21 protein-coding genes and 1 tRNA gene are annotated in these 24,389 nt (G+C 65.3%); 10 read left to right on the top strand and 12 right to left on the bottom strand.

From position 1 onward, the window contains the following. Positions 1–191 precede the first annotated feature (191 nt). Complete coding sequence (locus ASF81_RS14825) at positions 192–479, top strand: UrcA family protein (RefSeq protein WP_082503502.1); 288 nt, start codon at positions 192–194, stop codon at positions 477–479. A 101-nt stretch (positions 480–580) separates the two neighbouring features. Here the strand turns inward: ASF81_RS14825 and ASF81_RS08055 are convergent, their stop codons facing one another. Beyond that, positions 581–2,767: a M3 family metallopeptidase gene (locus ASF81_RS08055; protein WP_055807415.1), complete on the bottom strand. Its 2,187-nt coding sequence runs from the start codon at positions 2,765–2,767 to the stop codon at positions 581–583. A 129-nt stretch (positions 2,768–2,896) separates the two neighbouring features. On the opposite strand from ASF81_RS08055, the gene ASF81_RS08050 reads away from it, so the two are divergent. After that, entirely contained in the window at positions 2,897–3,754 is an 858-nt protein-coding gene (locus tag ASF81_RS08050) for a glutamate racemase (RefSeq protein WP_055807412.1), read from the top strand. A gap of 4 nt (positions 3,755–3,758) precedes the next feature. Here the strand turns inward: ASF81_RS08050 and ASF81_RS08045 are convergent, their stop codons facing one another. The 5 genes from ASF81_RS08045 to argH all read right to left on the bottom strand — a co-directional run bounded on the left by ASF81_RS08045 (position 3,759) and on the right by argH (position 8,475). Then, positions 3,759–4,748: a cation diffusion facilitator family transporter gene (locus ASF81_RS08045; protein ID WP_055807408.1), complete on the bottom strand. Its 990-nt coding sequence runs from the start codon at positions 4,746–4,748 to the stop codon at positions 3,759–3,761. A 78-nt stretch (positions 4,749–4,826) separates the two neighbouring features. Beyond that, positions 4,827–5,483, bottom strand: coding sequence for a hypothetical protein (locus tag ASF81_RS08040; protein WP_055807405.1), 657 nt, complete (start codon positions 5,481–5,483; stop codon positions 4,827–4,829). A gap of 49 nt (positions 5,484–5,532) precedes the next feature. Continuing rightward, positions 5,533–6,807 carry a diaminopimelate decarboxylase gene (gene lysA, locus ASF81_RS08035; RefSeq protein ID WP_055807402.1) on the bottom strand — a complete coding sequence of 425 codons (1,275 nt, stop codon included), beginning with the start codon at positions 6,805–6,807 and terminating at the stop codon, positions 5,533–5,535. Between the two features lies 1 nt (position 6,808). Continuing rightward, on the bottom strand, positions 6,809–7,039 hold the full coding sequence (locus ASF81_RS08030; protein WP_055807399.1) for a hypothetical protein: 231 nt from the start codon (positions 7,037–7,039) through the stop codon (positions 6,809–6,811). Then, a complete protein-coding gene (gene argH, locus ASF81_RS08025; protein WP_369814907.1) occupies positions 7,036–8,475 on the bottom strand; it encodes an argininosuccinate lyase in 1,440 nt (479 codons plus the stop codon). The genes ASF81_RS08030 and argH overlap by 4 nt, the downstream gene beginning before the upstream one ends. Here argH and ASF81_RS08020 point away from each other — a divergent pair. After that, positions 8,474–9,139 carry a TlpA disulfide reductase family protein gene (locus tag ASF81_RS08020; protein ID WP_055807858.1) on the top strand — a complete coding sequence of 222 codons (666 nt, stop codon included), beginning with the start codon at positions 8,474–8,476 and terminating at the stop codon, positions 9,137–9,139. The genes argH and ASF81_RS08020 overlap by 2 nt on opposite strands. A gap of 7 nt (positions 9,140–9,146) precedes the next feature. Here the strand turns inward: ASF81_RS08020 and ASF81_RS08015 are convergent, their stop codons facing one another. Beyond that, positions 9,147–9,458 (bottom strand): hypothetical protein, encoded by a 312-nt coding sequence (locus ASF81_RS08015; RefSeq protein ID WP_055754317.1) that lies wholly within the window; start codon positions 9,456–9,458, stop codon positions 9,147–9,149. A gap of 172 nt (positions 9,459–9,630) precedes the next feature. Here ASF81_RS08015 and ASF81_RS15040 point away from each other — a divergent pair, with 172 nt between their 5' ends. From ASF81_RS15040 to ASF81_RS08005, 3 genes are all read left to right on the top strand, one after another. Further along, positions 9,631–9,939 (top strand): hypothetical protein, encoded by a 309-nt coding sequence (locus tag ASF81_RS15040; RefSeq protein ID WP_156363194.1) that lies wholly within the window; start codon positions 9,631–9,633, stop codon positions 9,937–9,939. Positions 9,940–10,299: 360 nt separating this feature from the next. Continuing rightward, entirely contained in the window at positions 10,300–11,166 is an 867-nt protein-coding gene (locus ASF81_RS08010) for a hypothetical protein (protein ID WP_235559276.1), read from the top strand. A gap of 402 nt (positions 11,167–11,568) precedes the next feature. After that, positions 11,569–12,264, top strand: coding sequence for a DUF3800 domain-containing protein (locus tag ASF81_RS08005; protein WP_156363193.1), 696 nt, complete (start codon positions 11,569–11,571; stop codon positions 12,262–12,264). Between the two features lie 464 nt (positions 12,265–12,728). Here ASF81_RS08005 and ASF81_RS08000 read toward each other — a convergent pair. Further along, a tRNA-Met gene (locus ASF81_RS08000) sits at positions 12,729–12,805 on the bottom strand. Positions 12,806–12,993: 188 nt separating this feature from the next. On the opposite strand from ASF81_RS08000, the gene ASF81_RS07995 reads away from it, so the two are divergent. From ASF81_RS07995 to ASF81_RS07980, 4 genes are all read left to right on the top strand, one after another. Beyond that, on the top strand, positions 12,994–14,229 hold the full coding sequence (locus ASF81_RS07995) for a PQQ-dependent sugar dehydrogenase (protein ID WP_055807385.1): 1,236 nt from the start codon (positions 12,994–12,996) through the stop codon (positions 14,227–14,229). Between the two features lie 58 nt (positions 14,230–14,287). Beyond that, positions 14,288–14,509 (top strand): hypothetical protein, encoded by a 222-nt coding sequence (locus ASF81_RS07990; RefSeq protein ID WP_055807382.1) that lies wholly within the window; start codon positions 14,288–14,290, stop codon positions 14,507–14,509. A 204-nt stretch (positions 14,510–14,713) separates the two neighbouring features. Further along, positions 14,714–15,919: an acetyl-CoA C-acetyltransferase gene (locus ASF81_RS07985; RefSeq protein WP_055807379.1), complete on the top strand. Its 1,206-nt coding sequence runs from the start codon at positions 14,714–14,716 to the stop codon at positions 15,917–15,919. 17 nt (positions 15,920–15,936) lie between these two features. Beyond that, the gene (locus tag ASF81_RS07980) at positions 15,937–18,141 is read left to right on the top strand and encodes a 3-hydroxyacyl-CoA dehydrogenase NAD-binding domain-containing protein (protein ID WP_055807856.1); all 2,205 of its coding nucleotides are present in this window, start codon (positions 15,937–15,939) and stop codon (positions 18,139–18,141) included. Between the two features lie 407 nt (positions 18,142–18,548). Here ASF81_RS07980 and recA read toward each other — a convergent pair whose 3' ends face one another. The 4 genes from recA to ASF81_RS07960 all read right to left on the bottom strand — a co-directional run bounded on the left by recA (position 18,549) and on the right by ASF81_RS07960 (position 24,388). Further along, the gene (gene recA / locus ASF81_RS07975; RefSeq protein ID WP_055807377.1) at positions 18,549–19,631 is read right to left on the bottom strand and encodes a recombinase RecA; all 1,083 of its coding nucleotides are present in this window, start codon (positions 19,629–19,631) and stop codon (positions 18,549–18,551) included. A 169-nt stretch (positions 19,632–19,800) separates the two neighbouring features. Continuing rightward, entirely contained in the window at positions 19,801–21,441 is a 1,641-nt protein-coding gene (locus ASF81_RS07970; protein WP_055807374.1) for an MHYT domain-containing protein, read from the bottom strand. A gap of 79 nt (positions 21,442–21,520) precedes the next feature. Further along, positions 21,521–23,371 (bottom strand): M20/M25/M40 family metallo-hydrolase, encoded by a 1,851-nt coding sequence (locus ASF81_RS07965; protein WP_055807370.1) that lies wholly within the window; start codon positions 23,369–23,371, stop codon positions 21,521–21,523. A 66-nt stretch (positions 23,372–23,437) separates the two neighbouring features. Next, complete coding sequence (locus ASF81_RS07960) at positions 23,438–24,388, bottom strand: right-handed parallel beta-helix repeat-containing protein (RefSeq protein ID WP_055807367.1); 951 nt, start codon at positions 24,386–24,388, stop codon at positions 23,438–23,440. Position 24,389: the final 1 nt, after the last annotated feature.

Raw genomic sequence — 24,389 nt, 5'->3', positions numbered from 1 at the left:
CTGACTTAGAGCGTGAGAAGCCTCAGTAGAAGCATCGGATGCGCAGACGGGTCGACCTTGACCGAAATGTCATGACGTCGGATTATTGAAGCGGCGCCATTCGGCCGCATAAGCTTCGCCGTTTCGATCGGATCCAGCTTCACCGTTAGCCACCCCGGACAACAAGGGGTTGCAAAACGGAACTCAGGATCATGCTCAAAATCGTCTCTATCACGGCCGCCGCGGTTCTCTCGGCCGGTTCAGCAAACGCCGCGCAGTTCGAAGCCCACATCCCCTATGGCGATCTCGATTTGTCGACCCGACATGGAGCGGCTGCATTCGACGCACGCGTCAACGGCGCCGCAGATCGCTTTTGCCGGAGTGTCCGATCGATTGAGCGCCCGGTCTGTCGCAATAGCTTCCGGCAGGAAGCGTTGTCTCTGTTGCCCGACCCTCGCCGAGCCGAATATGCGCGCGGGCGCTTCGCCTTCAACGCTTGAAACGCAAGACGCCGCCGGACAGATCGTCCGGCGGCGTCCGACTTATAGATAGGCGGCTTTCACCAAGGCCTCATCCGTCACGAAGAACGGAATACCCTTGATCAGGAAACCGGGAAGCCCCGGACCTTCAGCAGGGCCGCCACGTCCGGGTCGCGACCGCGGAAGGCGCGATAGGCTTCGGCGCGATCGGTGGTGTTGCCGGGGGCCAGCATGATCGACTTGAAGCGGCCGGCGATGTCCGGATTGAACACGTCGCCCGACTCTTCGAAATAGGCCCAGGTGTCGGCGTCCATCGTCTCGGACCACAGATAGCTGTAGTAGCCCGCCGAATAGGCGTCCGACGTGAACAGGTGATTGAATTGCGGCAGGCGGTGCCGCATCACGATCTCCTTGGGCATGCCGATCCGCGCCAGGCTGGCCTTCTCGAACGCGTCGATATCGGTCGGCGGCACGGCCTGGGTGTGCAGGTCCATGTCCACGATGGCCGAGGACAGATAGCTGACCGTCGCATAGCCCTGGTTGAAGGTGGCGGCGGCCTCGATCTTGTTGACCAGTTCGGCCGGCATGGCCGCGCCCGTCTGATAGTGCTTCAGATAGCCGTCCAAGATCGGGCGGCTCAGCACCCAGTGCTCGTGCACCTGCGACGGATATTCGACGAAGTCGCGCGGCGTGTTGCCGTACGACGGATAGGTCACCACCGACGACAGATAGTGCAGGGCGTGGCCGAACTCGTGGAACAGGGTCTCGGCGTCGTCCAGCGAGATCAGCACGGGCTCGCCCGGCTCCGGCTTGGTGAAGTTGTTGTTGTTCGAGGCCAGAATGACCTTGGAGCCGTCGAGCTGCGAGAACGACCGATAGGTGGTCATCCAGGCGCCCGAACGCTTGCCCGGGCGGGCGTAATCGTCGGTGTAGTACAGACCTATCAGGCGGCCGTCGCGGCTCTTGTCATAGACCTCATAGGCCTCGACGTCGGGCTCGAAGGTCGGCACCGATCCCTTGGGCAGCTTCTTGAACTGGAAGCCGTACAGGCGTTCGGCCATGGCGAAGGAGCCGGCGCGGACCGCGTTCAGCTCGAAGTAGGGCTTCAGCTGGTTCTGATCCAGGTCGTATTTGGCCTTACGCACCTTCTCGGCGAAGTAGAGGTAGTCCCACGGCTCGATGTCGAAGCCGGCGATCGCCTTCATGTCGGCGACTTCCTCGGCGACGCGGGCCTTGGCCGGCGCCCAGACGCGATCCATCAGGGCCTGAGCATTGGCCGGGGTCTTGGCCATCGTGTCCTGCATGCGCAATTCGGCGTGGTTGCGGTAGCCCAAGAGCTTGGCGCGCTGGTCGCGCAGCTTCACGATCTCGGCGATGGTCGAGTTGGTGTCGTTGGCGTCGCCGTTATCGCCGCGATTGACGAACTTCTTCCAGACCTGCTCGCGCAGGGCCCGGTCGTCGGCGAAGGTCAGGAAGGGATCAACCGCCGAACGCGTGTTCAGGATCGCCCAGCCTTGCAGGTTGCGGCTGCGCGCCGCCCCGGCGGCGGCGGCCTTGTTCGAGGCCGGCAGGCCCGCCAGACCGGCTTCGTTCGGGATCAGGGTCCAGGCGTTCTCGTCGGCGACGACCTTCTGGCCGAAGCGGGTGAAAGCGTTGGACAGGGCGGTGTTGATCCGGCCCAGTTCGGCCTTGCCGGCCGCGTCCAGATTGGCGCCCGAACGGATGAAGGCGTCGCGGCGACGCTCGGCCAGACGCTTCTGCTGGGCGCTGAGGCCCGCCGCGTCCGCGGTGTCGGCCACGGTCTTGACCCGTTGGAACAGCTTCTCGTTGAAGGTGATCTCGTCCGAAGCAGCCGACAGCAGCGGCGACAGCTCGGTGTCGACCGCGTCGTAGGCTTCGCCGCCGATGTTGGAGGTCATCACGCCATAGACGTTGGACGCCCGGTCCAGCGGCTCGCCGGCCAGCTCCAGCGCCGCCATGGTGTTGGCGAACGTCGGGGCCTCGGCGTTGTTGGCGATGGCGGCGATGTCGGCGCGCTGCAGTTCGATGCCTTCCAGCATGGCTTCGCGCAGCTTGGCCGGCGTCACCTTGTCGAAGGGCGGAACGCCATCATACTTCCCGGTCCAGGCCTGCAGCAGTTCGGCGCGCGGCGTCTGGCTGGGCAGCACGGCGCGGGCGATGCGCGCTTCCTCGGCGACGCTGGCGGCGGACGGCGCCGCAGCAGAACCGCCCGAGGTCGCGCCTGTGGAAGCGCAGGCCGACAGGGCCATCAGGCTTCCGCCCGCGATGAGAAGCTGGCGTCTATGCATGGAATGCTCCGAAACAAGATCATGGTTGCGATACACTTAGGCGCACGGATCGCCCCCGTCACCTGACGCGGGCATAAACTTGTCGCCAATCCGGTTGGATACGTCGTCGCACTGTTCTAAAGCCGGGCCATGGCTATTGGCGTTTTCGACTCCGGCGTGGGCGGTCTGACCGTCCACCGCGAACTGACCCGACGCTTCCCCCAGCGGGACTTCGTCTATCTGGCCGATCAGGCCCACGCCCCCTATGGCGGGCGGGGCGGCGAAGACATCGTCGAACTGACGAAAACCGGCTGCGAAAGGCTGTTCGACGCCGGCGCCTCCGTCGTCGTCCTGGCCTGCAACACCGCCAGCGCCATTGCGCTTCGCCGCCTGCAACAGACCTGGCTGCCGGGTCTGCGCGAGCGTCTGGGCCGCCCGGTCAACATCCTCGGCATCATCGTCCCGACCATCGAGGCGGCGACCGGCAAGCCCTGGAGCTTTGAAGCCGAGCGCCCGCAGGAGGGCGAGAAGGTCGCTGCCATCGACATCACCGGCGTCTTCTGCACCGCCGCCACCGCCATCAGCCGCGTCTATGAGATCGAGATCGACAAGCGGCGCGAGGACATCGCCGTCTTCTCCGAACCCTGCCCCGGCCTGGCGGGCCTGATCGAACTGGGCGCGCCGCCGGAGGAGCTGAAGGTGGTGATCGACGACCACGTCGATGCGCTGCGTCGTCGCATCGGCCGCCACCCGGACAAGGCCATCCTGGGCTGCACGCACTATGAGATCGTCGCCGAACTGTTCGCCCAAGCTCTGCCGGCCGGCACCGTTCTGATCGAACAGCCGACGGCGGTGGCGGATGCGCTAGAGCGCTATTTCAAGGCGCACCCGGAATACGATCTGGGCGACAGCGGGCGTCGCGACTTCCTGACCACCGGCCAGGCCGGGCCGCAGTCGGAACTGGTGTCGCAGTTCTGGGGCGCGCCGGTGACGTTCGAACAGGCCTAAGGGCTCAGCAGCCCGGGCAATCCGGCAGAGGCTCGGTCTCCAACTGCAATGTCGTATGGCCGATGGCGTAGCGCTTCGCCACCGCCTGGGCCTCGCAGATCAGCGCCGCCGTGTCGGCGCCGTCGTGGACCAGGTGGGCGGTCAGGGCCGTCTCGGTCGTCGACAATCCCCAGACGTGTAGATCATGCACGGCTCGCACGCCCGGCAGGCGGACCAGCGCCTGTTCCAGAGCCGGCACGTCCACGCCTGTCGGCGCGCCGTCCATGGCCAGATTGACCGAGTCCTTCAGCAGGCCCCAGGTCGACCACAGGATCACGACCACGATCACGAGGCTGACCAGCGGATCGACCACCGACCAGCCGGTCATCATGATCAGCCCGCCGGCCAGCACCACGCCCAGCGACACGCCTGCGTCGGCCATCATGTGCAGATAGGCGCCGCGCGCATTCAGGTCGTGCTGCGACTTCATGAACAGCAGCGCGGTGCCCAGGTTGATGACGAAGCCGATGCCCGCGACCGCCATGATGACGCCCGACCCGACCGGGGCGGGTTCGTTGAACCGCCGCACGGCCTCGAAGGCGATGGCCCCGCAAGCGAAGATCAGTAGCAACGCATTGCCCAGCGCCGCCAGCACCGTCGCCTTGCCGAAACCATAGGTCCGCCGACCGCCCGCCGCTCCATGTGCGCCGCGTCGCGCCAGCCAGGCCGCCCCGCCCGCCATGGCCAGACCCAGCACGTCCGACAGATTATGCCCGGCGTCGGCCAACAGGGCGGTCGAATCCGCGATCAGGCCGGCGCCGAACTCGCACGCCACGAACAGCAGATTGACCACCAGGCCGACGGCATAGCGCCAGTCGCCGGTGTCCACCGGACCGTGGCTATGACCGCCGTGGCTGTGGCTGTGTCCGTGGTGACTGTGAGAATGCCCATGGCCGTGATCCGCATGATCGTGGTCATGCCGGTGGCTGGGGCTGTGGTCGTGCGCGGCGTTCATGGCTCGCCTATACGCCCTCTGGCGAAACAGCCAAGCCGATACATGATAACGCATTGAATGTTATCATGTAATATCGCGTCAGTGTTGGTGCATGGCGACGACTAGGCCAAGACCGATCAGGGCCACGCCAAGCACCGCCCCCTCATATCGCGCCCAGCGTTCCAGCCGCAGGATCGAGGCGCCGGCGCTGGCCAATGCCGTGAAGACCGCCATGCCGGCGATGGTCCCCGCCGCGAACACCACCGTCAGCAGCGCCAGGGCGCCAAGACCCGCCGAGGCCGAAGACAGATAGATGGGCAGCAGCACTTCACCCGGCGAGACCGCCATCATGGCGACCAGACCCAGGAAGGCGGCCTTGTCCGACACGGCCGGCTCGGGCGTCTCGACCGCAGGACCACCGGCCATGGCCGGGCGCTTCAGGGTCGCGCGCGCCAGATAGAAGGCGCCGAACAGGAACAGCAGCACCGCCGCCAGGTGTGGCAGCACGCCCTCGATCCACTGATCCAGCGCCAGACCCGCCGCCACGATCAGACCACCGACCACCGCCGTCGTGGCGATATGGGCCAGACCCGCCGCCGTCACCGCCATCAGGATCCGCGACGGCCGCCAGCCTTGCGCCCGCCCCACCAGGGTGAAGGGCAGCCAGTGGGTCGGCAGGGCCGCATGCAGGAAGGCCGCAACGAAGCCGCCGCCCAGCAGGGAAAGCATGACGGACTGTTCGGGACCGGAGGACATGACCGGCCCTATAGCGTGTTACTTTATAACGGTCGAGAAGAATCGGCGATCAAAGCCAATCGGCGAACGGCTCGCGGTCCAGCATCTCTTCATACGTCGGACGTGGCCGGATCACGGCCCACTGATCGCCATCGACCAGCACCTCGGGAATCAGGGGCCGGCTGTTGTATTCGCTGGACATCACCGCGCCGTAAGCCCCCGCGCCGGTGAAGACGATCAGGTCCTCGGCCTCCAGCGGCGGCAGCGCGCGGTCACGCGCGAAGGTGTCGCCCGTCTCGCACACCGGCCCGACCACGTCATAGGACGTCGCCTTACCCTCGCGCGGATTGACCGGCTGGATGTCGTGAAAGGCGTCGTACAGGGCCGGCCGCATCAGGTCGTTCATCGCCGCGTCCAGCACCAAAAAGCGCCGTCCGTCCGAGCGTTCGTTGACCTGGATCACCTGGCTGAGCAACACCCCGGCGTTTGCGGCCAGCAGCCGGCCCGGTTCGAACGCCGCCTCGACATCCAGCCCGCTCAGAACCCGCGCGGCCATGGCGACATACTCAGCCGGCGACGGCGGCTCAGTCCCGCCTGAATAGGGCACGCCCAGCCCGCCGCCCAGATCCAGGCGGGTCACGGCATGACCCTGCGCCCGCAGTTTGCGCGTCATGTCCGCCAAGACCTCGAAGGCGGCCTTCAGCGGCTCAAGGTCAGTGATCTGGCTGCCGATATGACAGGCCAGTCCGACGGGCGTGACATGGGGCGAGGCCGAGGCGCGGGCATAGAGGTCCATCGCCTCCTCGACCGGCACGCCGAACTTGTCGCCCTTGCCGCCCGTGGTGATCTTTGCGTGGCCGCCCGCGCCCACGTTCGGATTGACCCGGACGGCGATGGCCGGCGACGCATCCATCATGGCTGCAACGGCGATCAGCCGATCCAGCTCGGCGCCGGATTCGACATTGATCTGACGCACGCCGACGCTGATGGCGAAGGCCATTTCCACATCGGTCTTACCCACGCCGGAAAAGATGATCCGGTCGGACGGCACGCCCGCAGCAAGAGCCCGGCGGATTTCGCCCTCGGACACCGTGTCCGCCCCCGACCCCAGCTTGGCCAGGGTCGCCAGCACCGACAGGTTGGAGTTGGCCTTGACCGCAAAGGCGATCAGAGCCTCGCCCAGAGCGTCCCGATGCGCGTCGGCGGCGGCGCGCAGCAGGCCGTAATGCCGCTTCAGGGTCGCGGTCGAATAGACATAGGCCGGTGTGCCGACCTCGTCCGCGATCAGCTCCAGCGGCACGCCCTCGGCATGGAGGGCGCCGTCCTTCAGGTCGAAATGGTGCAACTTACCGCGGGTCGTTCTGGGCCGCGCCGGCGCCGATCGGGTTGGACGGGCCGCCGTCGATCGGCACGCTGCTGGACGGACGGTTCATGGTCGCCGGCTCGGGCAGCCCCGGCGCTCGGCTGCTGCGCGGCGCACGCTCGGTCTCGCGCACCGGCGATTCCAGATCGGCCATCCGGCCGCAGGCGGAGGTCAGAAGGGCGAGCGCGCCCGCGAGGATCAGAGATTTTTTCACAGGCGGGCTCTCCAGTCGGCGATGCGCGCACGGACCTGTTCCGGCGCGGTTCCCCCATAGCTTTGGCGGCTTTGGCACGAAGCCTCGGCGGTCAGCACCTTGTAAACCGCTTCGGTGATCCCTGGCTCCAGTTTCTGCATTTCTTCCAGCGGCAGTTGCGACAGATCCACGCCCAACCCCTCCGCCCGTTTGACCGCCGCGCCGGTCACGTGGTGCGCCTTTCTGAACGGCAGATTCAGTTCGCGCACCAGCCAGTCGGCCAGGTCCGTCGCGGTCGAAAAGCCCGCGCCCGCCGCCTGGGCCATCCGTTGGGTGTTGGGTTGCAGGGCCGAAACCATCTCCGTCATCGCGACCAAGGCCAGATCGAGGGCGTCGAAGGCCTCAAACACCGGCGGCTTGTCCTCCTGCATATCCTTGGAATAGGCCAGCGGCAGGCCCTTCATCACCGTGGACAGAGCGACCAGAGACCCCATGATCCGCCCGGTCTTGGCCCGCACCAGTTCGGCGGCATCCGGATTGCGCTTCTGCGGCATGATCGACGAGCCGGTGGTCAGGTCGTCGGGCAGGCTGGCGAAACCGAACATCGGCGTCATCCAGACCACGATCTCCTCAGCCAAGCGCGACAGATGCCCGGCCGTGATCGAGGCGGCGGCCAGGCTTTCCAGCGCAAAGTCGCGGTCCGACACGGCGTCCAGGCTATTAGCCATCGGCCTGTCGAAACCCAGATCCGCCGCCGTCGCCTGACGATCGATGGGGAAGGGCGAACCGGCCAGGGCCGCCGCCCCCAGCGGGCTTTCATTCATCCGGGCGCGGGCGTCGGCGAAACGTCCGGCATCACGGCCAAACATCTCGACATAGGCCATCAGATGGTGACCCAGGGTCACGGGCTGGGCGGTCTGCAAATGGGTGAAGCCGGGCATCAGGTCGCCGGCATGCTGCTCGGCGCGCGTCAGCAGCGCAGCCTGCAAGGCCTTCAACTGCGCGACCGAGCGATCGCAGGCGTCGCGGACCCACAGGCGGAAATCGACGGCGACCTGATCGTTGCGGCTGCGCGCCGTGTGCAGCCGGCCCGACGGCTCGCCGATCAGTTCATTGAGGCGCGCCTCCACATTCATGTGGATGTCCTCGAACTGGTCGCGGAACGGGAAGGTCCCGGCCTCGATCTCGGACTGGATGACCTCCAGCCCGCCCAGGATCGCGTCCGCATCGGCCTGCGCGATGATGCCCTGTTTGGCCAGCATGCGGCAGTGGGCCCGCGATCCGGCCAGATCCTGACGCCACAGGCGCTGGTCCACGCCGATGGAGACGTTGATCGCCTGCATGATCTCGGCGGGGCGCGACGAAAAGCGTCCGCCCCACATGTCTTGACCCGCGGGCTTCACCGGCGCAGTCGAACCTCCGGATGGATTGGCGTCGGAAGAAGGTGTTTCGGTCATGAGCGGCTCAAGAAAGGCGATCTGGGCGGTCGTCGGCGCGGTCGTCGTCGTCAGCACCATCGCCGGCGCCGGCGGCATGGCGATGTCGCTATACGCCAATCATCGCCAGAAGGCGCAAGTCGAACAGACCACAACCGCCGCTGCGGCGCCAAAAAGCGACCTGGCGCGCTTCGCGGTCGGATCCTTGGCCGCGCTGTCGACCCCGGCTGAGGCGAAGCCGGCGCCTGAATACGCGTTCCGCGACCGCACGGGCACAGCCGTCCGTTTCTCGGCTTTTCAGGGCAAGGTCGTGGTCGTGAACCTGTGGGCGATGTGGTGCGCGCCCTGCAAGGTGGAAATGCCCACGCTTCAGGCGCTGGCGAAAGCCTATGAGGCGAACGAGGATCTGGTCGTCCTGCCGATCAACGTGGACGCCACACCCGAAGCCGCAGCCGAGGCGAAACGCTTCTTGGCCGACCACGCGCCCCTGCCCTTCTACAGCGACGCCAAATTCCAGCTGCCGTTCGAGTTCCCCGGCAAGGGCGCCATGCCGCAGACCATCGTCCTGGATCGTCGGGGCCGCATCCGCGCTGTCATGAAGGGCGAGGCGGACTGGTCCAGCCAAGAAGCCCACGCCCTGATCGATGCGATCCTGGCGGAAGGCGGCGCGCCGCCTCCCGCCTGATCGACTTTTAGTTGTTATTGGCCGGCACGCGCTGGTCGGTCGCGGGATTGATCGCGCCAGGCTTGCCCTCGGCCGCAGCCTCGGCCTGTTCGGTTTCCAGCTTGTCGGCGACCTTGCCGGCGCCGCTCTCGACCGCCTGTGCCGCCTTCATCGCGCCGCCTTCGATCACTTCTCCGGCCTGAGACGCGACATCGGCCGTCTTGTCGGCCGCAGCCTCGGCATGCGCCTCGGTCTTTTCCTGCTCGGCCTGGGTGCAGGCGGCCGCGCCCAGCGTCATTGCGGCGACGGCCGCCATCAGGGCTTTGGTTCGGATCGTCACGACGAAACTCCGGTCAAGGTTGAAAGCTCGACCGAAAAACGCAGCACAACGGCGCAGGTTGCAGACCAGCAAATCAACGACAGTGTGACGCAACCCAAGATCGAGCACTTCGCGCGCTATATTTGCTAGTTGTGGCGAGACGTGAGACCTTGGCATTATCAAGGAGAGACGCATGTTCGCAACATCATTGGCTTTTGTATCCGCGCTAGCACTGCAAGCATCAGCCCAAACCCCTCCCGCCACGACAGCGCCGTCACCTCAGGTTGCTGCTGCGGACCAAGCAGCGGCGGCTCCGCGCGCGCGCCGCGTCTGTGAACGGCGAGCCCTGACGGGCCGTAGGCTTGAACAGACCATCTGCTACACGCCCGAGCAATATGCTGCTCTTGTCGAGGCCAAGCGTAAGGAACTTCGGGAAATTCAAAGCCGCGATGCCGTGCAATACGACCGCTCCATCGTCGGCATTCCGCCAGGACCGCTTTGATCTAAGTTCAGTCCAGCATAGTGGAAATGGTGACTGGAGGCGGGATCATGCACAGACCCACATCTCCAGCAACGCGCATTGCGTGCTGAACCAGGCTCAATTACAGGGCAATGACCTGATGCGTTTCCGTCGTCGAGAATGCGCGGCCTAGCAGCGGACACTTCGAAGTTCCGCTGAGGGTGGCTAGCGGACACTACTTTGGGCTGAACTTAGCGATTACGTTCGGGCGTCACCCTCAGGCTTAAGGCGCTAGCATCCACCTCCAACATCGAAGCGAGCCGTTTGATGCTTTCAGTCTCAATCTTGTCTGCCCTACTGTTGGCCACGCCGCTCCAGCCGGCTCCGGCAACAGAGCCGCAATTGGCCACATTGCCGGAGGTTGAAGTCACCGGCGTGCCCGAGCGGGATGCGGTGCATGGTTTCGTCGGACGTGTGGCGGCTCCGGCGACTGGTCGCGGTCTAGCGCGTTGGCGAGGGCCCATATGTCCGGCGACGGTCAACCTGCGTCCGGAGGCGGCACAGCCGATTCTCGACCGGGTCAGCGACATTTCGGCCGAGTTGCATCTCCGTCCGGGACAGCCCGGTTGCGACCCGAACCTTGTGATCATCTTCACCAACGACGGGTCTGCCCTGGCGCAGAAAATGGTCGAAAACGACGCCAGACTGTTTCGCGTTGGTGTAGGCGGCCTTGATCGAGGGCCGGCACCACTGCAGGCATTCCAGATCTCAGAAAAGCCAGTGCGCTGGTGGTCACTGAGTATGCCGGTCGATAAGTTCGGCTCAAGGGCAGTGCGCGTGCCAGGCGACCAACCCCGGTTCATCTCTCCAGACATCGCAGAGGCGGCGGGTTGTGGCGGATACGATTGCCCGATTGCCTTCGCGCCCATAGTCGAGGCCACCACGGGTTCTCGCCTGACCAATCAGACGGTCGACGCGCTGTATAAAGTCATCGTCATCGTCGATCTCTCGAAAACCGGGTCGGTCAGCGCTGGGCAACTCGGTGATTATATTGCCATGATCTCCTTGGCCCAGATCGACATGGCGGCCGAAACCAGTTCTTACGAAACCGTGCTTAATCTGTTTGACGACGCCGGCCCCGGGATGACGGACTGGGATAGAGCGTATCTTCACAGCCTCTATTCGCAATACGCATTTCCTCGCTCAGCGTATGCGCAAGCTGGACTGATTGTGAACAACATGCGGCGGAGAGTGCATTCGGCGCCTTAAGCTTGGTCCTGTCCGTCTAATGCTGAACTGTCTCCACTGAAGGAGGCAGGAAGGTCATTGGGAACAGCGAGGCCTTCGCGATGTCAATTAGATCCTAGGCAAAGAGAAACTAACGTCCGCTACGGGTCGAGTTCAGCCTTAAACTTGCGGCCGAAAAATGGACGTTTGGATGAATATCGCGAAGCTGATGGGTCTACGCGTGAAACGACTCAAACCAAGGACGACTTAAGTTACTGTTGACTAACAACAAAATGGTGACTGGAGGCGGGATCGTTCTTGGACCCACGAACTCTCCGACAATGGAGATAGCTTGTTAGAGGTGGCATTCGCCTGCGCAGCAAGACCGCTTTGGGCTCGTATGTTGCTGTGTGAATCACAGAATCTGTGATTGTATTTACGGCAATGAATCAAAATCTCGCCGTCGTACAAGCAAGCCAACCCCCTTCCAGACGCTTCATATTTGCTGATGAGGCGGGCTGCTTCACATTTAATCGAAACCCTAACGTCAGCCGGCACTTTATCGTGTGCACGGTCACGATGGATAACTGCGCCATCGCCCACGACCTGCTGGCCCTCCGCCGAGAACTAGTCTGGGAAGATGCGCCCGTCCGCGATCAGTTTCACGCGACGGAGGACAAGCAAGCTATCCGCGACAGAGTTTTTGACGTGTTGGGAAAGCACGACTTCCGGATTCAGGCTACGGTAATGGAAAAGGCTAAAGCCTATCCGCACCTTTACGAAACTGAGGCGAGATTTTACCAATACGGCTGGTTTTTTCATTTCAGACACGCACTCGCGCGCTTCGTTGAGCCCGTAGATCAGCTCCAGATCACTTCGGCTACGATCAGCACCAAGAAAAAGCAGGGTGCATTCACGAGCGCGGTTCACGACGTCGTTCAGGAGCATCTTCCAAGAGATCGCTGGGCGGCGTTCTTTTGTCCGTCAGCGACAGACCCCTGCCTGCAAGTGGCGGACTATTGCACATGGGCAATTCAGCGAAAGTGGGAGCGCGGCTGCGAGCGGTCTTACAACCTAATCCGCGACTGCATCACGCACGAATACGACCTCTTCGGGAGAGGGACCAAGCTTCACTACTGATGGAAAGCTAGGACGACCCTCAGTAGTCCGACTATCTCGAAAGAAGTGCCCAGGGGCCCTTATCATCGGCTGAGGGTCGCCGAGGAAGAGAATGCATACAGTAGACTCGCGTTTCAATTGAAAAGTGACCGGTCGCGTGAATTCGCTTGACCATGGTGCGGAATTGGCACCGAGCGTCCTAGATCCCAAAGCACGCTCAATGAGCAGCCTGCGAGCGGATAACGGACGTTATGCGAAAGCCCTGACGACCATAGATTCAGGACATTGTTGGACGATCGGGCATGAACCCGACGACAGAAGATGCTGCGGCGCTCAGCGCGCTTGAACCTCGCCTCCTACGCATCATCCTGGCAATGGCGCGAGCCGACGCAAGGCGAGATTTCGATCTCGCCCGAGCCGTTGGGTCTATGTATGCGACACCCCAAAACGTCGAGGTAATAAGTCATTAATTATCAGGGGAGAAATGGTGACTGGAGGCGGGATCGAACCGCCGACCTGTGGGTTATGAATCCACCGCTCTAACCATCTGAGCTACCCAGTCCCGGGCCCTGCGCGCGGCCGGGGCCAGCGCGAAAGAGGCGTGCCTATATCGCCGTCGGGCGCGCGGTTCAAGTCGTCTCGGACCAGAACCTGCGGCGATAGAGCGCAAGACGGCTTGCGGCAGGAACGGTAACGCTGGCCTCGCCGTTTCGTAACGACTGCCCAAAGCCCAGCCGGAGCTCTCCCTTCATGCGCCTGATCGTCGCCGCCGCCTCGACATCCCTGCTCGTTCTCGCCGCCGCCTGTGGCGCAAATAGCGAGAGCGCCGTTGCTACGCCTCAGGCCGGGGCCCCGCTGGAAACGCGTCCGGCGAACAATCCCGATCAACAACCAGCCTTCGCCGGCCAGACCCGCGCGCCGGGCGTCAAGACCGAACAGGCCATGACCCACACGGTGGTCGCCTCTGGGCTTGTCCACCCCTGGGGTCTGGCGGCCCTGCCCGACGGCCGCTGGCTGGTGACTGAAAAGCCGGGCCGTCTGCGCATCATCAGCGCCCAGGGCCAGATCAGCGAACCGGTCGCGGGCCTGCCCGCCGTCGATGCGCGCGGTCAGGGCGGCCTGCTGGACGTCGTCGTCGGACCGAGCTTTGCGCAGGATCGCATGATCTATTGGAGCTATGCCGAACCCCGCGAGGGCGGCAACGCCACCTCGGTCGCGCGCGGGCGTCTGTCGGACGACGGTTCGCGTGTCGAAAATGTACAGGTCATCTTCCGCGCCCTGCCCGTCTATGACGGCGACAAACATTTCGGGTCATCCCTGGCCTTCGCGCTGGACGGCAAGCTGTTCATCACCCTGGGCGAACGCTCGGACAAGCCGATGCGGCCCCAGGCGCAGGACCTGGGCTCGCACATGGGCAAGACCATCCGCATCAACGCCGACGGCACGGTCCCGCAGGACAACCCCTTCGTCGGCCGCGCCGGCGCCCTGCCGGAAATCTGGAGCCGAGGACACCGCAATGTTCAGGGCGTCGCCGTTCAGCCGGGAACGGGCGCGATCTGGACCATTGAACACGGCACGCGCGGCGGCGACGAGGTCAATCTGGACAAGGCCGGCGCCAACTACGGCTGGCCGGATGCGGCCTACGGCGTCGAATATGCGGGCGGTCAGATCAACAGCGGCGCGACGCAAAAGGATGGCACCGAACAGCCCGTCTATTACTGGGATCCGGTGATCGCACCCGGCGGCGCAACCTTCTATCAGGGCGCCATGTTCACCGGCTGGGACGGCAACCTGCTGGTCGCGGGCCTCAAAGAAAAACATATTGCGCGTCTGGTGATCCAGAATGATCGGGTGGTGGGCGAAGAGCGCCTGCTGACAGACTTAGGCGAACGCATCCGCGACGTGGCGGTCGGCGCCGACGGGTCGGTCTGGGCCATTACCGACGAGCAGAACGGCAAGCTGGTCAGGCTGTCGGCGACGCAGTAGTCTTCGAGGGCCGGGGGGCTATGTGGAGCGGTTGACGCTCCAAAGGGAGCACCGAACCATGCGTATCCTCATCCTTTCCGCCGCCATTGTCCTGCCGCTGCTTTCGGGCTGCGGCACGATGGGCGCGACCAATAGCTATCAGCAGGAACTGAACGCCTTGGAAGCCGCCTGCACGCGTGACCAAGGCATTCTGACGCCGACTGGCGTTCAGACCGGCCGTCCGCAGACCGAATACGCCTGCAAGATCACCGGCGGCGCCACCCGTATTCCGCCTCGCTGACAGCGGGCGCTCGGCCGGCATTCCCACGTTCTGATACCGTCAGTCGGTCGAAGCATCCGCCTCAAGCGGCCGCGATCACGCGGCTTATTACTTGACGTTGACGTAAACGTAGGGTTCTTGGCGTCCACGCTTGGAACCGCCTTGTCCGTCGTGCCGCGACCTGCCGCACGTTGAGGATGGGCCCAAAGATGGAGACGCACTTCCATGGCTGACGCCTATATCTACGACGCCGTCCGCACGCCGCGCGGCAAGGGCAAGAAGGATGGCTCGCTGCACGAGATCACCGGCCTCAGCCTGGCGACCCAGGTGCTGGAAGCGCTGCGCGACCGCAACGACCTGGACACCTCCAAGGTCGACGACGTCATCCTGGGCTGCGTCACGCCCGTGGGCGAACTCGGCGCCGACATCGCGCGCACGGCCGTGCTCTCTGCCGGCTGGTCGCAATACACGGCGGGCGTCCAGATCAACCGCTTCTGCGCCTCGGGCCTGGAAGCCGTGAACATGGCGACGGCCAAGGTGAAGTCCGGCGAGGCCGACTTCGCCGTCGGCGGCGGCGTCGAGGTCATGAGCCGCGTGCCGATGGGTTCGGATATGGGCGCCTGGCCGACCGACCCTTCTTCGGCCTTCCCGACCTATTTCGTGCCGCAAGGCGTGTCGGCGGACATGATCGCCACCAAGTACGGCTTCAGCCGCGACGACGTGGACGCCTATTCGGTCGAAAGCCACAAGCGCGCCGCCAAGGCCTGGGCCGAGGGCCGGTTCAAGAACTCGGTGATCGGCGTCAAGGACCAGCTGGGCCTGACCATCCTGGATCATGACGAGACGATCCGTCCGAACACGGACATGCAGGCGCTCGGCGGCCTGAACCCCTCCTTCGCGATGATGGGCGAAATGGCCTTCGACGGCGTGATCAACCAGCGCTATCCCGAGGTCGAGCGCGTCAATCACGTCCACACGCCCGGCAACTCGTCCGGCATCGTGGATGGTTCGGCCGGCGTGCTGATCGGTTCGCTGGAAGCCGGGCAGGCCCTGGGCCTGAAGCCGCGCGCCAAGATCCTGGGCGGCGCCTCGATCGGCTCCGAGCCGTCGATCATGTTGACCGGCCCGGAGTATGTGACGCGCAAACTGCTGGGCAAGCTAGGTATGACGCCCGACGACATCGACCTGTGGGAGCTGAACGAGGCCTTCGCGGCGGTCGTCCTGCGCTATATGCAGGCGCTCGACATCGACCACGCCAAGATGAATGTGAACGGCGGCGGTATCTCGATGGGCCACCCGCTCGGCGCCACCGGCGCCATGATCACCGGCATCGCGCTTGACGAGCTGGAGCGCTCGAACAAGTCGACCGCCCTGGTCACCCTTTGCATCGGCGGCGGCATGGGCACCGCCACCGTCATCGAACGCGTCTGATCCAGGAGCAAATGGATATGGAAAACTTCAAGATCGACGTCGACGCCGACGGTATCGCCCTGGTCACCTTCGACGTTCCGGGCCGTTCGATGAACACCCTGACGTCTTCGGTGATGAAGGAAATCCCCGAGCTGGTCGAACGCATCAAGACCGACGACGCCATCAAGGGCGCCGTCATCACCTCGGGCAAGGCCTCGGGCTTCTGCGCCGGCGCGGACCTGGGCGACATGGCCGGCGGCGTGCTGTCGGGCGGCGGCGACCTGCAAAAGGCGTTCGACGCCGGCTGGAAGCTGAACGGCGCCTTCCGTGCGCTGGAAACCTCGGGCAAGCCGATCGCGGCCGCGATCAACGGCCTCGCTTTGGGCGGCGGACTGGAGTTCACCCTGGCGGCCCACTACCGCGTGGTCGAGAACGACAACAAGATCCAGCTGGGCCTGCCCGAGATCAAGGTCGGCCTCTTCCCCGGCGGCGGCGGCACCCAGCGCCTGACGCGCCTGGTCGGCGTCCAGAACGCCATGATGGCCATGAGCGAGGGCAAGTCCTTCCGTCCCAACGACGCCAAGGGCGCCGGCATCGTCCATGAGGTGGTCGAGAAAGGCCAGTCGGTCGAGGCCGCCAAGGCCTGGATCAAGAGCAAGGTCGAGTCGGGGGGCAAGGCCGTCCAGCCTTGGGACGAGAAGTCGTTCAAACTGCCCGGCGGAGGCCCCTATCACCCGGCCGGCATTCAGAACTTTATGGTCGGCAACGCCATGCTGCGCAAGCAGTCCTACGGCAACTATCCGGCCGTGGTGAACCTGATGAAGGCCGTTTACGAAGGCGCCCAGGTGCCGATGGATGCGGCGCTGCGTATCGAGACCCGCTACTTCATCAAGACCCTGATGACGCCGCAGGCCCAGGCCATGATCCGTTCGCTGTTCCTGTCCAAGCAGGAACTGGACAAGGGTGCCGTTCGTCCGGCCGGCGTACCCAAGTCCGATCCGAAGAAGGTCACCGTCATCGGCGCCGGCATGATGGGCGCGGGCATCGCCTATGTGCAGGCGCTGGCCGGAATAGAAACCATCCTGATCGACCAGACGCAGGAAGCCGCCGACAAGGGCAAGGCCCATGTCGAGGAGCTGCTGAAGAAGCGCCTGTCGCGCGGTCAGCTGACGCAGGAGAAGTATGACGCCCTGCTGGGTTCGGTCACGGCGACGACGGACTATGAGCTGATCAAGGGTTCCGATCTGGTCGTCGAGGCCGTGTTCGAAAACCGCGAGATCAAGGCCGACGTGACCAAGCGCGCCGAGGCGCAACTGGCCGAGGGCGCCGCCTTCGGCTCCAACACCTCGACCCTGCCGATCACCGGCCTGGCCGAGGCCTCGGTGCGGCCCGAGGACTTCATCGGCATCCACTTCTTCTCGCCCGTCGACAAGATGATGCTGGTCGAGATCATCCTGGGCGAAAAGACGGGTCAGGCCGCCATCGCCAGGGCGCTGGACTATGTGCTGAAGATCAAGAAGACGCCGATCGTCGTGAACGACAGCCGCGGCTTCTACACCTCGCGCTGCTTCTCCACCTTCCTGATGGAGGGCATAGCGATGCTCGAAGAGGGCTACGGCCCGGCCCTGATCGACAATGTCGGTCGCATGACCGGCATGCCGCGCGGCCCGCTGGAGATGCACGACGACGTCGCCCTGGATCTGTCCTACAAGATCGCCAAACAGACGGCGCTGGATCTGGGCGACAAATACGTCCCGTCGGAAGGCGCCGACATCGTCGCCAAGATGGTCGAGGGCGGTCGCTTCGGGCGCAAGAACGGCAAGGGCTTCTACGACTACGATCAAAAGCCCAAGACGATCTGGAAGGGTCTGGGCGAACTGGCCCCGACCACCAAAGGCATCGACCAGCCGGAAGAGCCGACCGCCTTCGCCCAGATCGACGAGCTGAAGACGCGCCTGCTGTATCGCCAGGCCGTCGAAGTGGCCCGTTGCTGGGAAGAAGGCGTCATCGACGATCCGCGCGAAGCAGACCTGGGCGCCATCCTGGGCTGGGGCTTCGCGCCCTGGACCGGCGGCCCGATCAGCATGATCGACGGCATCGGCCTGGCCAAGTTCGTCGAAACCGCAGACCGTCTGGCCGCGACGTACGGCGACCGCTTCAAGGTCCCGCAGTTGCTGCGCGACATGGCCGCCAAGAACGAAACCTTCTACGGCAAGTTCGCCCCGGAGAAGGTGGCCGCCTGATCAGCAGGCGACATCGGTAAAACGACGAACGGGCGGCCTTCGGGTCGCCCGTTTTCGTTTGGCGTTTGACTTTCGTCATCCTCCGGCGCGCCAAGAGCGACCGGGGGACCCAGCGGCGCCGGAGGCGATCTTTCCATCGCAAGATCTCGGGGCATCGAGTCCGCGACAGCTTCGCGCTCACGCGCGCCGCTGGGTTCCGGGTCTCCGCTACGCTTCGCCCGGAATGACGAAAGAAAGCTCAGCACCGCTCACAAAAGAAAAGACCCGCCCGACACGAGGTCGAGCGGGTCGCTCCGCCGCCCTTCGCGGGGTCGGTGGCGGGTCGCTAGGGGCGACGGAGTAGCGGTGAAAGACCGGACCGAGACCGGGACAGACTCTGACAGTCCGCCCAGCCTCGGAGGCCGGCGTCAGCCTTCCAGGTCCTGGCCTTCGTCCGGCTCGGGCGTGCCCAGCAGTTCGTCGGCGATCTTGTTGGTCGAGGCGCGCACGGCCTTTTCGATCGAGGCGGCGATGTCGGGATTCTGCTTCAAGAACTCGCGCACATTCTCGCGGCCCTGACCGATCCGGGTGGAGTCATAGCTGAACCAGCTGCCCGACTTCTCGATGATGCCGGCCTTGACGCCCAGGTCGATGACTTCGCCCAGCTTGGAGATGCCTTCGCCGTACATGATGTCGAAGATGACCTCGCGGAATGGCGGGGCGACCTTGTTCTTGACCACCTTGACCCGGGTGGTGTTGCCGACCACCTCGTCACGGTTCTTGATCGCGCCGGTGCGGCGGATATCCAGACGCACCGAGGCGTAGAACTTGAGCGCATTGCCGCCCGTCGTCGTCTCGGGCGAGCCGTACATGACGCCGATCTTGTGGCGGATCTGGTTGATGAACAGCACGATGCATTTCGACTTGGAAATGGAGGCCGTCAGCTTGCGCAGCGCCTGGCTCATCAAGCGCGCCTGAAGGCCCGGCAGGCTGTCGCCCATCTCGCCCTCGATCTCGGCGCGCGGCGTCAAGGCTGCGACGGAGTCGACGACCACAATATCGACGGCGCCCGACCGGACCAGCGTATCCACGATCTCCAGCGCCTGCTCGCCAGTGTCCGGCTGCGACACCAGGAGATCATCCAGATTGACGCCCAGCTTCTGGGCATAGACCGGGTCCAGCGCATGTTCGGCGTCGACGAAGGCGGCCACCCCGCCCTTCTTCTGCACTTCCGCGACGGTGTGCAGAGCCAGGGTCGTCTTGCCCGAGGATTCCGGGCCAAACACCTCGATCACCCGCCCGACCGGCAGACCGCCGATACCCAGCGCCATGTCCAGGCCCAGCGAGCCGGTCGAGACGCTGTCGATCTCGGCGACCACGCCCGCCTTGCCCAGTTTCATCACCGAGCCCTTGCCGAAAGCGCGATCAATCTGCGCGATCGCCGCCTCCAGGGCGCGTTGCTTGTCGCCGTCGTCCTTGCCCACCAATTTGAGTGCCGCCTGTGAAGCCATTGCCTTCGTCTCCCTTGCCATGATTCCCGTCATTCAGCTTGGGAGAGACCCGCCTGGACCCGCCCCCGTTTCGTGAGGTGGACTATGTGCATGGTTTGTTCTGGTTCACAAGATGTTCTCATTGATCAAAACGAGAACACCCAAAACCTACGACCGTTTTTGACGCCGGCTAAAGCGGAAGGCGCAGGCTGAAGCTGGCGCCCTCGGGGTCGTAAGTCATGACCGCCGAGCCGTGCAGCGAGCGGTTGATCGTCGAGTCGATCAGCACCGAACCGAAGCCCTTGCGCTGAGGCGGCGATACGGCTGGGCCACCGCTTTCGACCCAATCCAGCAGCAGATGGCCGTCAGCAACCGACCAGTCAATCCGCACGCAGCCTGAGGCGTTCGACAGGGCGCCGTATTTGGCGGCGTTCACCGCCAGCTCGTGAAAGACCATCCCCATCCCCAACGTCTGTTGCGCGTTCAGATCGACGGCCGGACCGGTCAGGCGGACCTGTTCCTCGGCATAGGGGGCCAGTTCCTGAGCCAGCATGGCGCGCAGATCGACATGCTCCCAGTTCGCGGCCGTCAGCAGATTCTGAGTGTTGGACAGGGCCACGAGCCGCGCTTCGAAAAGGGCGGTGAAGGTGGCGACATCGGGCGTGCGCCGCGCCGTCTGGTGGGCGATGGACTGCACCGTGGCCAGCGTGTTTTTCACCCGGTGATTCAGTTCGTTGATCAGCAATCGCTGCAAGCGTTCGCTGTCGGCCAAGGCGGCGAAGGCCTCGCGGCGATCCGTGATGTCTGTGATGACGCCCGACATCTTGATCGGCCGGCCCGAACGACTGCGGATCAGGCGTCCTCGCAGATGGATCCACCGGCCAGAGGCCGGCAGACGCCATTCCTGATCGTATTCGCCCTCCCCCGCCAGGGCGCGCTCCAGCGCCTGACGATGCAAAGGCAGATCCTCCGGCGACAGACGGTCGCCGACTTCGCTCGGGCCAAGGCGGCAGGACGGATCGATGGACAGAATTTCGCGCGCGCGGTGCGACATCATCGTCGTCTTCATCGGCAGGGTCGCTTCCCAGAAGCCGACGCCGCCGGCGTCCACGGCCGCCAGAACATTGGCCCGCTGATCGACGATCGAGGCGCCCAGCGCGAGAAACAGCAGCGTGACCGCGCCGGTCGTCACCGCGACCGCCAAGACGACCGGCGACGCCCCGCCCTGCAACGGCCCCGCGTCGGCGATCGGGGTCAGGATCAGGGCCGCCATGCCGATATGGTGCATAGAGACGATGGCCAGACCCAGGATCACGGCGGCGACCGCGCGCCAGGCCAGACCCCGCTCCTGACGGGCCGCGATCAGGGCGGCGTAGGCGGCGGCGACCGCAACCAGCACCGATAGGGCGACCAGCACGGGCTGATAGCTCAGGACGGCGTTCATCCGCATCGCCGCCATCCCGACATAGTGCATGGCGACGATGGACCCGCCCATCAGCAGGGCCGCCGGCGCCAGTCGCAGGGGGCTGGCCTGCGCCGTGCCCGCCGTCAAGAAGGCCGCGGATGTGCCGGTCGTCGCCAGCAGGAAGGAGACCAGCGTCAGGCCGGGATCATAGAAGACGGGGCCTTCGGCCTCGAACCCCAGCATGGCGATGAAATGCATCGACCAGATGCTGACGCCCAGCGCCAGGGCCGCGACGCCCAGCCAACGCAACCGCGTCGCGCCGATCTGGTCGCGGGTGCGGTTGAACAGATCCAGAGCCGTCCACGCGCCCAGGATCGCTATCGCCAGCGACAGGACGGTGAACGGATTGACGTGAAGATGGTGCAAACGCGCCGAGGCCCCGAAAAACAGCAGCGGTATGCTTAGCCCGCTTTGATCGCGCGGACGACTGCCAAACGCATCCGGGTCAAGCGACCAACCTGGCCCCCACGGCAACCGCGACAGCCAGCGCCAGGCTGGCGGCGGCGAAGATCGGCAAGGCCTGACCCGATCGCGGCGCCGGCGGGCGGACCAGCATCGCGATCATCAGGGCGATCGGCCCCACTGCGCCAGGCATGTCCATGCCGACACCCAGGAAGACGCCGTGCCCCTGAACCAGCAACCACCCGCCGACCAGCGCCGTGGTCACGACGGCGGGTGCGAAGGATGCCCACGAGCCCAAGCGGGCGCCGATCACCGCCGTCGATGCGGCGGCCAGGGCGGCGATCAGACCAGGCCACAGCAGCAGGAAGGCGGCTTCCGGCGCCACCGCCTGCACCCCGCCGCCCAGGATCAGAACCAAGATGATCAGCCCCAGCCAGCCGCCCCAGACGGCGTCTGCGTCCTGCGGCCTCGGCCGCGCCAGGCTGACCGCCAGGGCGATCACCGTCGCCCCCACGACCGGCAGGCTGAAACCGCCCAGCGCCGCTGCAATCGCGAATGCGGCCAGTATAACTCCAGCTGCGCCCCACCGGCCCATCAGGCGCCGCCCTGCGGTCAGCATCAAAACCAGGGCCAGCATGGCCAGGGCCACGGCGATTTCCAGAACCGGCAGGCGGCGCAGCAAGGTGTAATAGAGGTCGGCCGAATCCACGCGACGGCCGATCGGCCCGGCCAGGACGCGCACCGCCTGTCCCACCACCACCGCGCTGGCCAACAGCCACAGACCATCCGCCGCGCCCCGCACGACCGACATGGCTCTCAAACCCGTCGCATGGCGCGCGCCCCAGGCGGCGAAGGCCGTCGCAAGGCCCCCCACGATCAGCAGCAGCCAGCCGATCGCCGGCGAATGCTGCACGACGAACAGGCCGAAGACGTCGGCATAGACGGCGTTCTGCGTCGCCTGCGGCAGGGTCGGCGCGCGCAAAAGATCATCGGCCATTTCCAACACCTGGGAGCCGATATGCTGCACGCTGCCCTGATCCAGCGCCTGTGGTGTCGAGGACGGAGAATGGTACTGCGCCGGACGACCGATGAAGGCCAGATTGATCCCCGTCAGCTTGCGATCCGCCGCCACAGTGAAGTCCGTGCCATTGGGCATCAGCCGATAGACGAAGATGGCCAGGGCGTTGCTGGACGGCCCGCCCGTCGCCCTTTGGGTCGCCTGGGCATAGCGGGCGATGGTCTGGGCGTTGCCGGGTCCGGTCTCGAACATCATGGCGCGCCCGCCGCCGCCTCTCGCCTCCAGATTGATCACCGCGCCGATGTCGTCGCGCAGCGGATGCTCGCTGAAAAAGGCCCGCGCCCCGTCCAGATTCAGCTCCTCGGCGTCGGTAAACAGGACCACCATCGTCCGCTCGGCCCCGCCCCGCGCCTTGATCGCGCGCACGGCTTCCAGAATGGCGGCCACGCCGGTCGCATCGTCGGCGGCGCCGGGTGAGTTCGGCACGCTGTCGTAGTGGGCCATCAGGGCGACCGCGGGCAGGCCGGGGTCACGCCCCGGCAGGACCCCGACAATATTGACCGCCTGAACGCCGCCCGCTTTTCCGCCCTCCCGCTCTATTCGCGAGACGGCGGCGGGCGACAGGGCACCGGTCTGCAGGCTGGGCTGAAGCCCCAGCGCCGTCAGCCTTTGGACGAGATAGGTCTGAACCTGCCGATGTTCAGCAGAGCCGACGGGATGCGGCGCTCGTGCGATCCGGTTCACGTCCATCATGGCGCGCGCGGCCGAGAACTGAACCGCAGGCGTCGAAGCGGGCAGGGGTTTGGGCGTCTGCGCGGTCAGCACCGCCAAGCCGAGGGCCGCCACAAGGGACGCCAGAAACAACACCCACCGCATATCCAATCCCCCGATCGCTCTGTCCCGCAATCAGCCCCGAACCACCGCTCTGCGCAAGGCGTCCGATCAGCGCCGCACGATGTTCCGCGCCGTCAGATTGCCCGTGGCCCCGTCGCCGTCGTCCGCGCTGGACCCGAACGGCCAGCCGCGGTCGTCGCCGCAGTAGCGTCGTCCGCCCTCGCGCGACCCGATCACAACCGCGCGTGGCCTCAGCCAGCCCGCGCCGGTGAACATATTGTCCGTAATCTGATTATACGACGGCGTCTGGTGGCGGATCACGCCGTCCTCGCCGCAATTGCGGTACAGAAACACCCCGCCCTTGCCGTGCAACGCTAACCGGTTTCCGACGATGCGGTTGGCGCCCGACCCGTCCACCGCGATCTGCTCGCGCCCGGTGCGGATATCGAAATCGTTGTCCTGGATCAACGCGCCTGCGCTTTCGGCGTCCAGATAGACGGCGGTGGAGGTCGAACGGCCCACAAAGCGGGACCGCGTCACCGTGGTGCGCGTGACCCCGGGCCCAACATAGAGGGGAATGGTCCCCACGCCCTCGAACCGGACCCGGTCCAGGGTGACGCGGATCGGCGCGGCGGACTGGGCCGCTTGCGTGTGTCCGGCGGTGCGTGACGAGGCCAGCAGGTCGCGCATCGACCCGCCCGCTCCCATGCCCCAGACCCGCACATTGCCGACGACGGTGCAGTTTCGGATCGTCACATCGACCGGCCGCGACCACCGATCGCCCTCGCGGCGGGACCAGACGGCGAGGGTCGGGGCGGCGGTCGTCGCCGGGCCCGGCGCGCGGATGGTCCCGCCGCCGCAATCCAGTGAGGCCCCTGAGCCTTCCGCGCCCTCGATCAGCACGCGGCGGCGAATATCGACGCCCGACAGGTCGGCCTGGCACGTCAGGCGATAGGGCTGGGTCGACGGCGCCGTCAGCGCCGCCACCTCTTGCGGCGTGCACGGCCGGTCGGCCGGGGTCTGGAAGGTCAGGAGGGCGAGAGCCAGCGCCGCCGTCATA

It is taken from the genome of Brevundimonas sp. Leaf168, assembly GCF_001423685.1.
In the GTDB taxonomy this organism is placed as follows: Bacteria; Pseudomonadota; Alphaproteobacteria; order Caulobacterales; family Caulobacteraceae; genus Brevundimonas; species Brevundimonas vesicularis_C.
The sequence above is the reverse complement of the archived record's forward strand: the minus strand, read 5'-3'. Positions and strand labels throughout refer to the sequence as shown.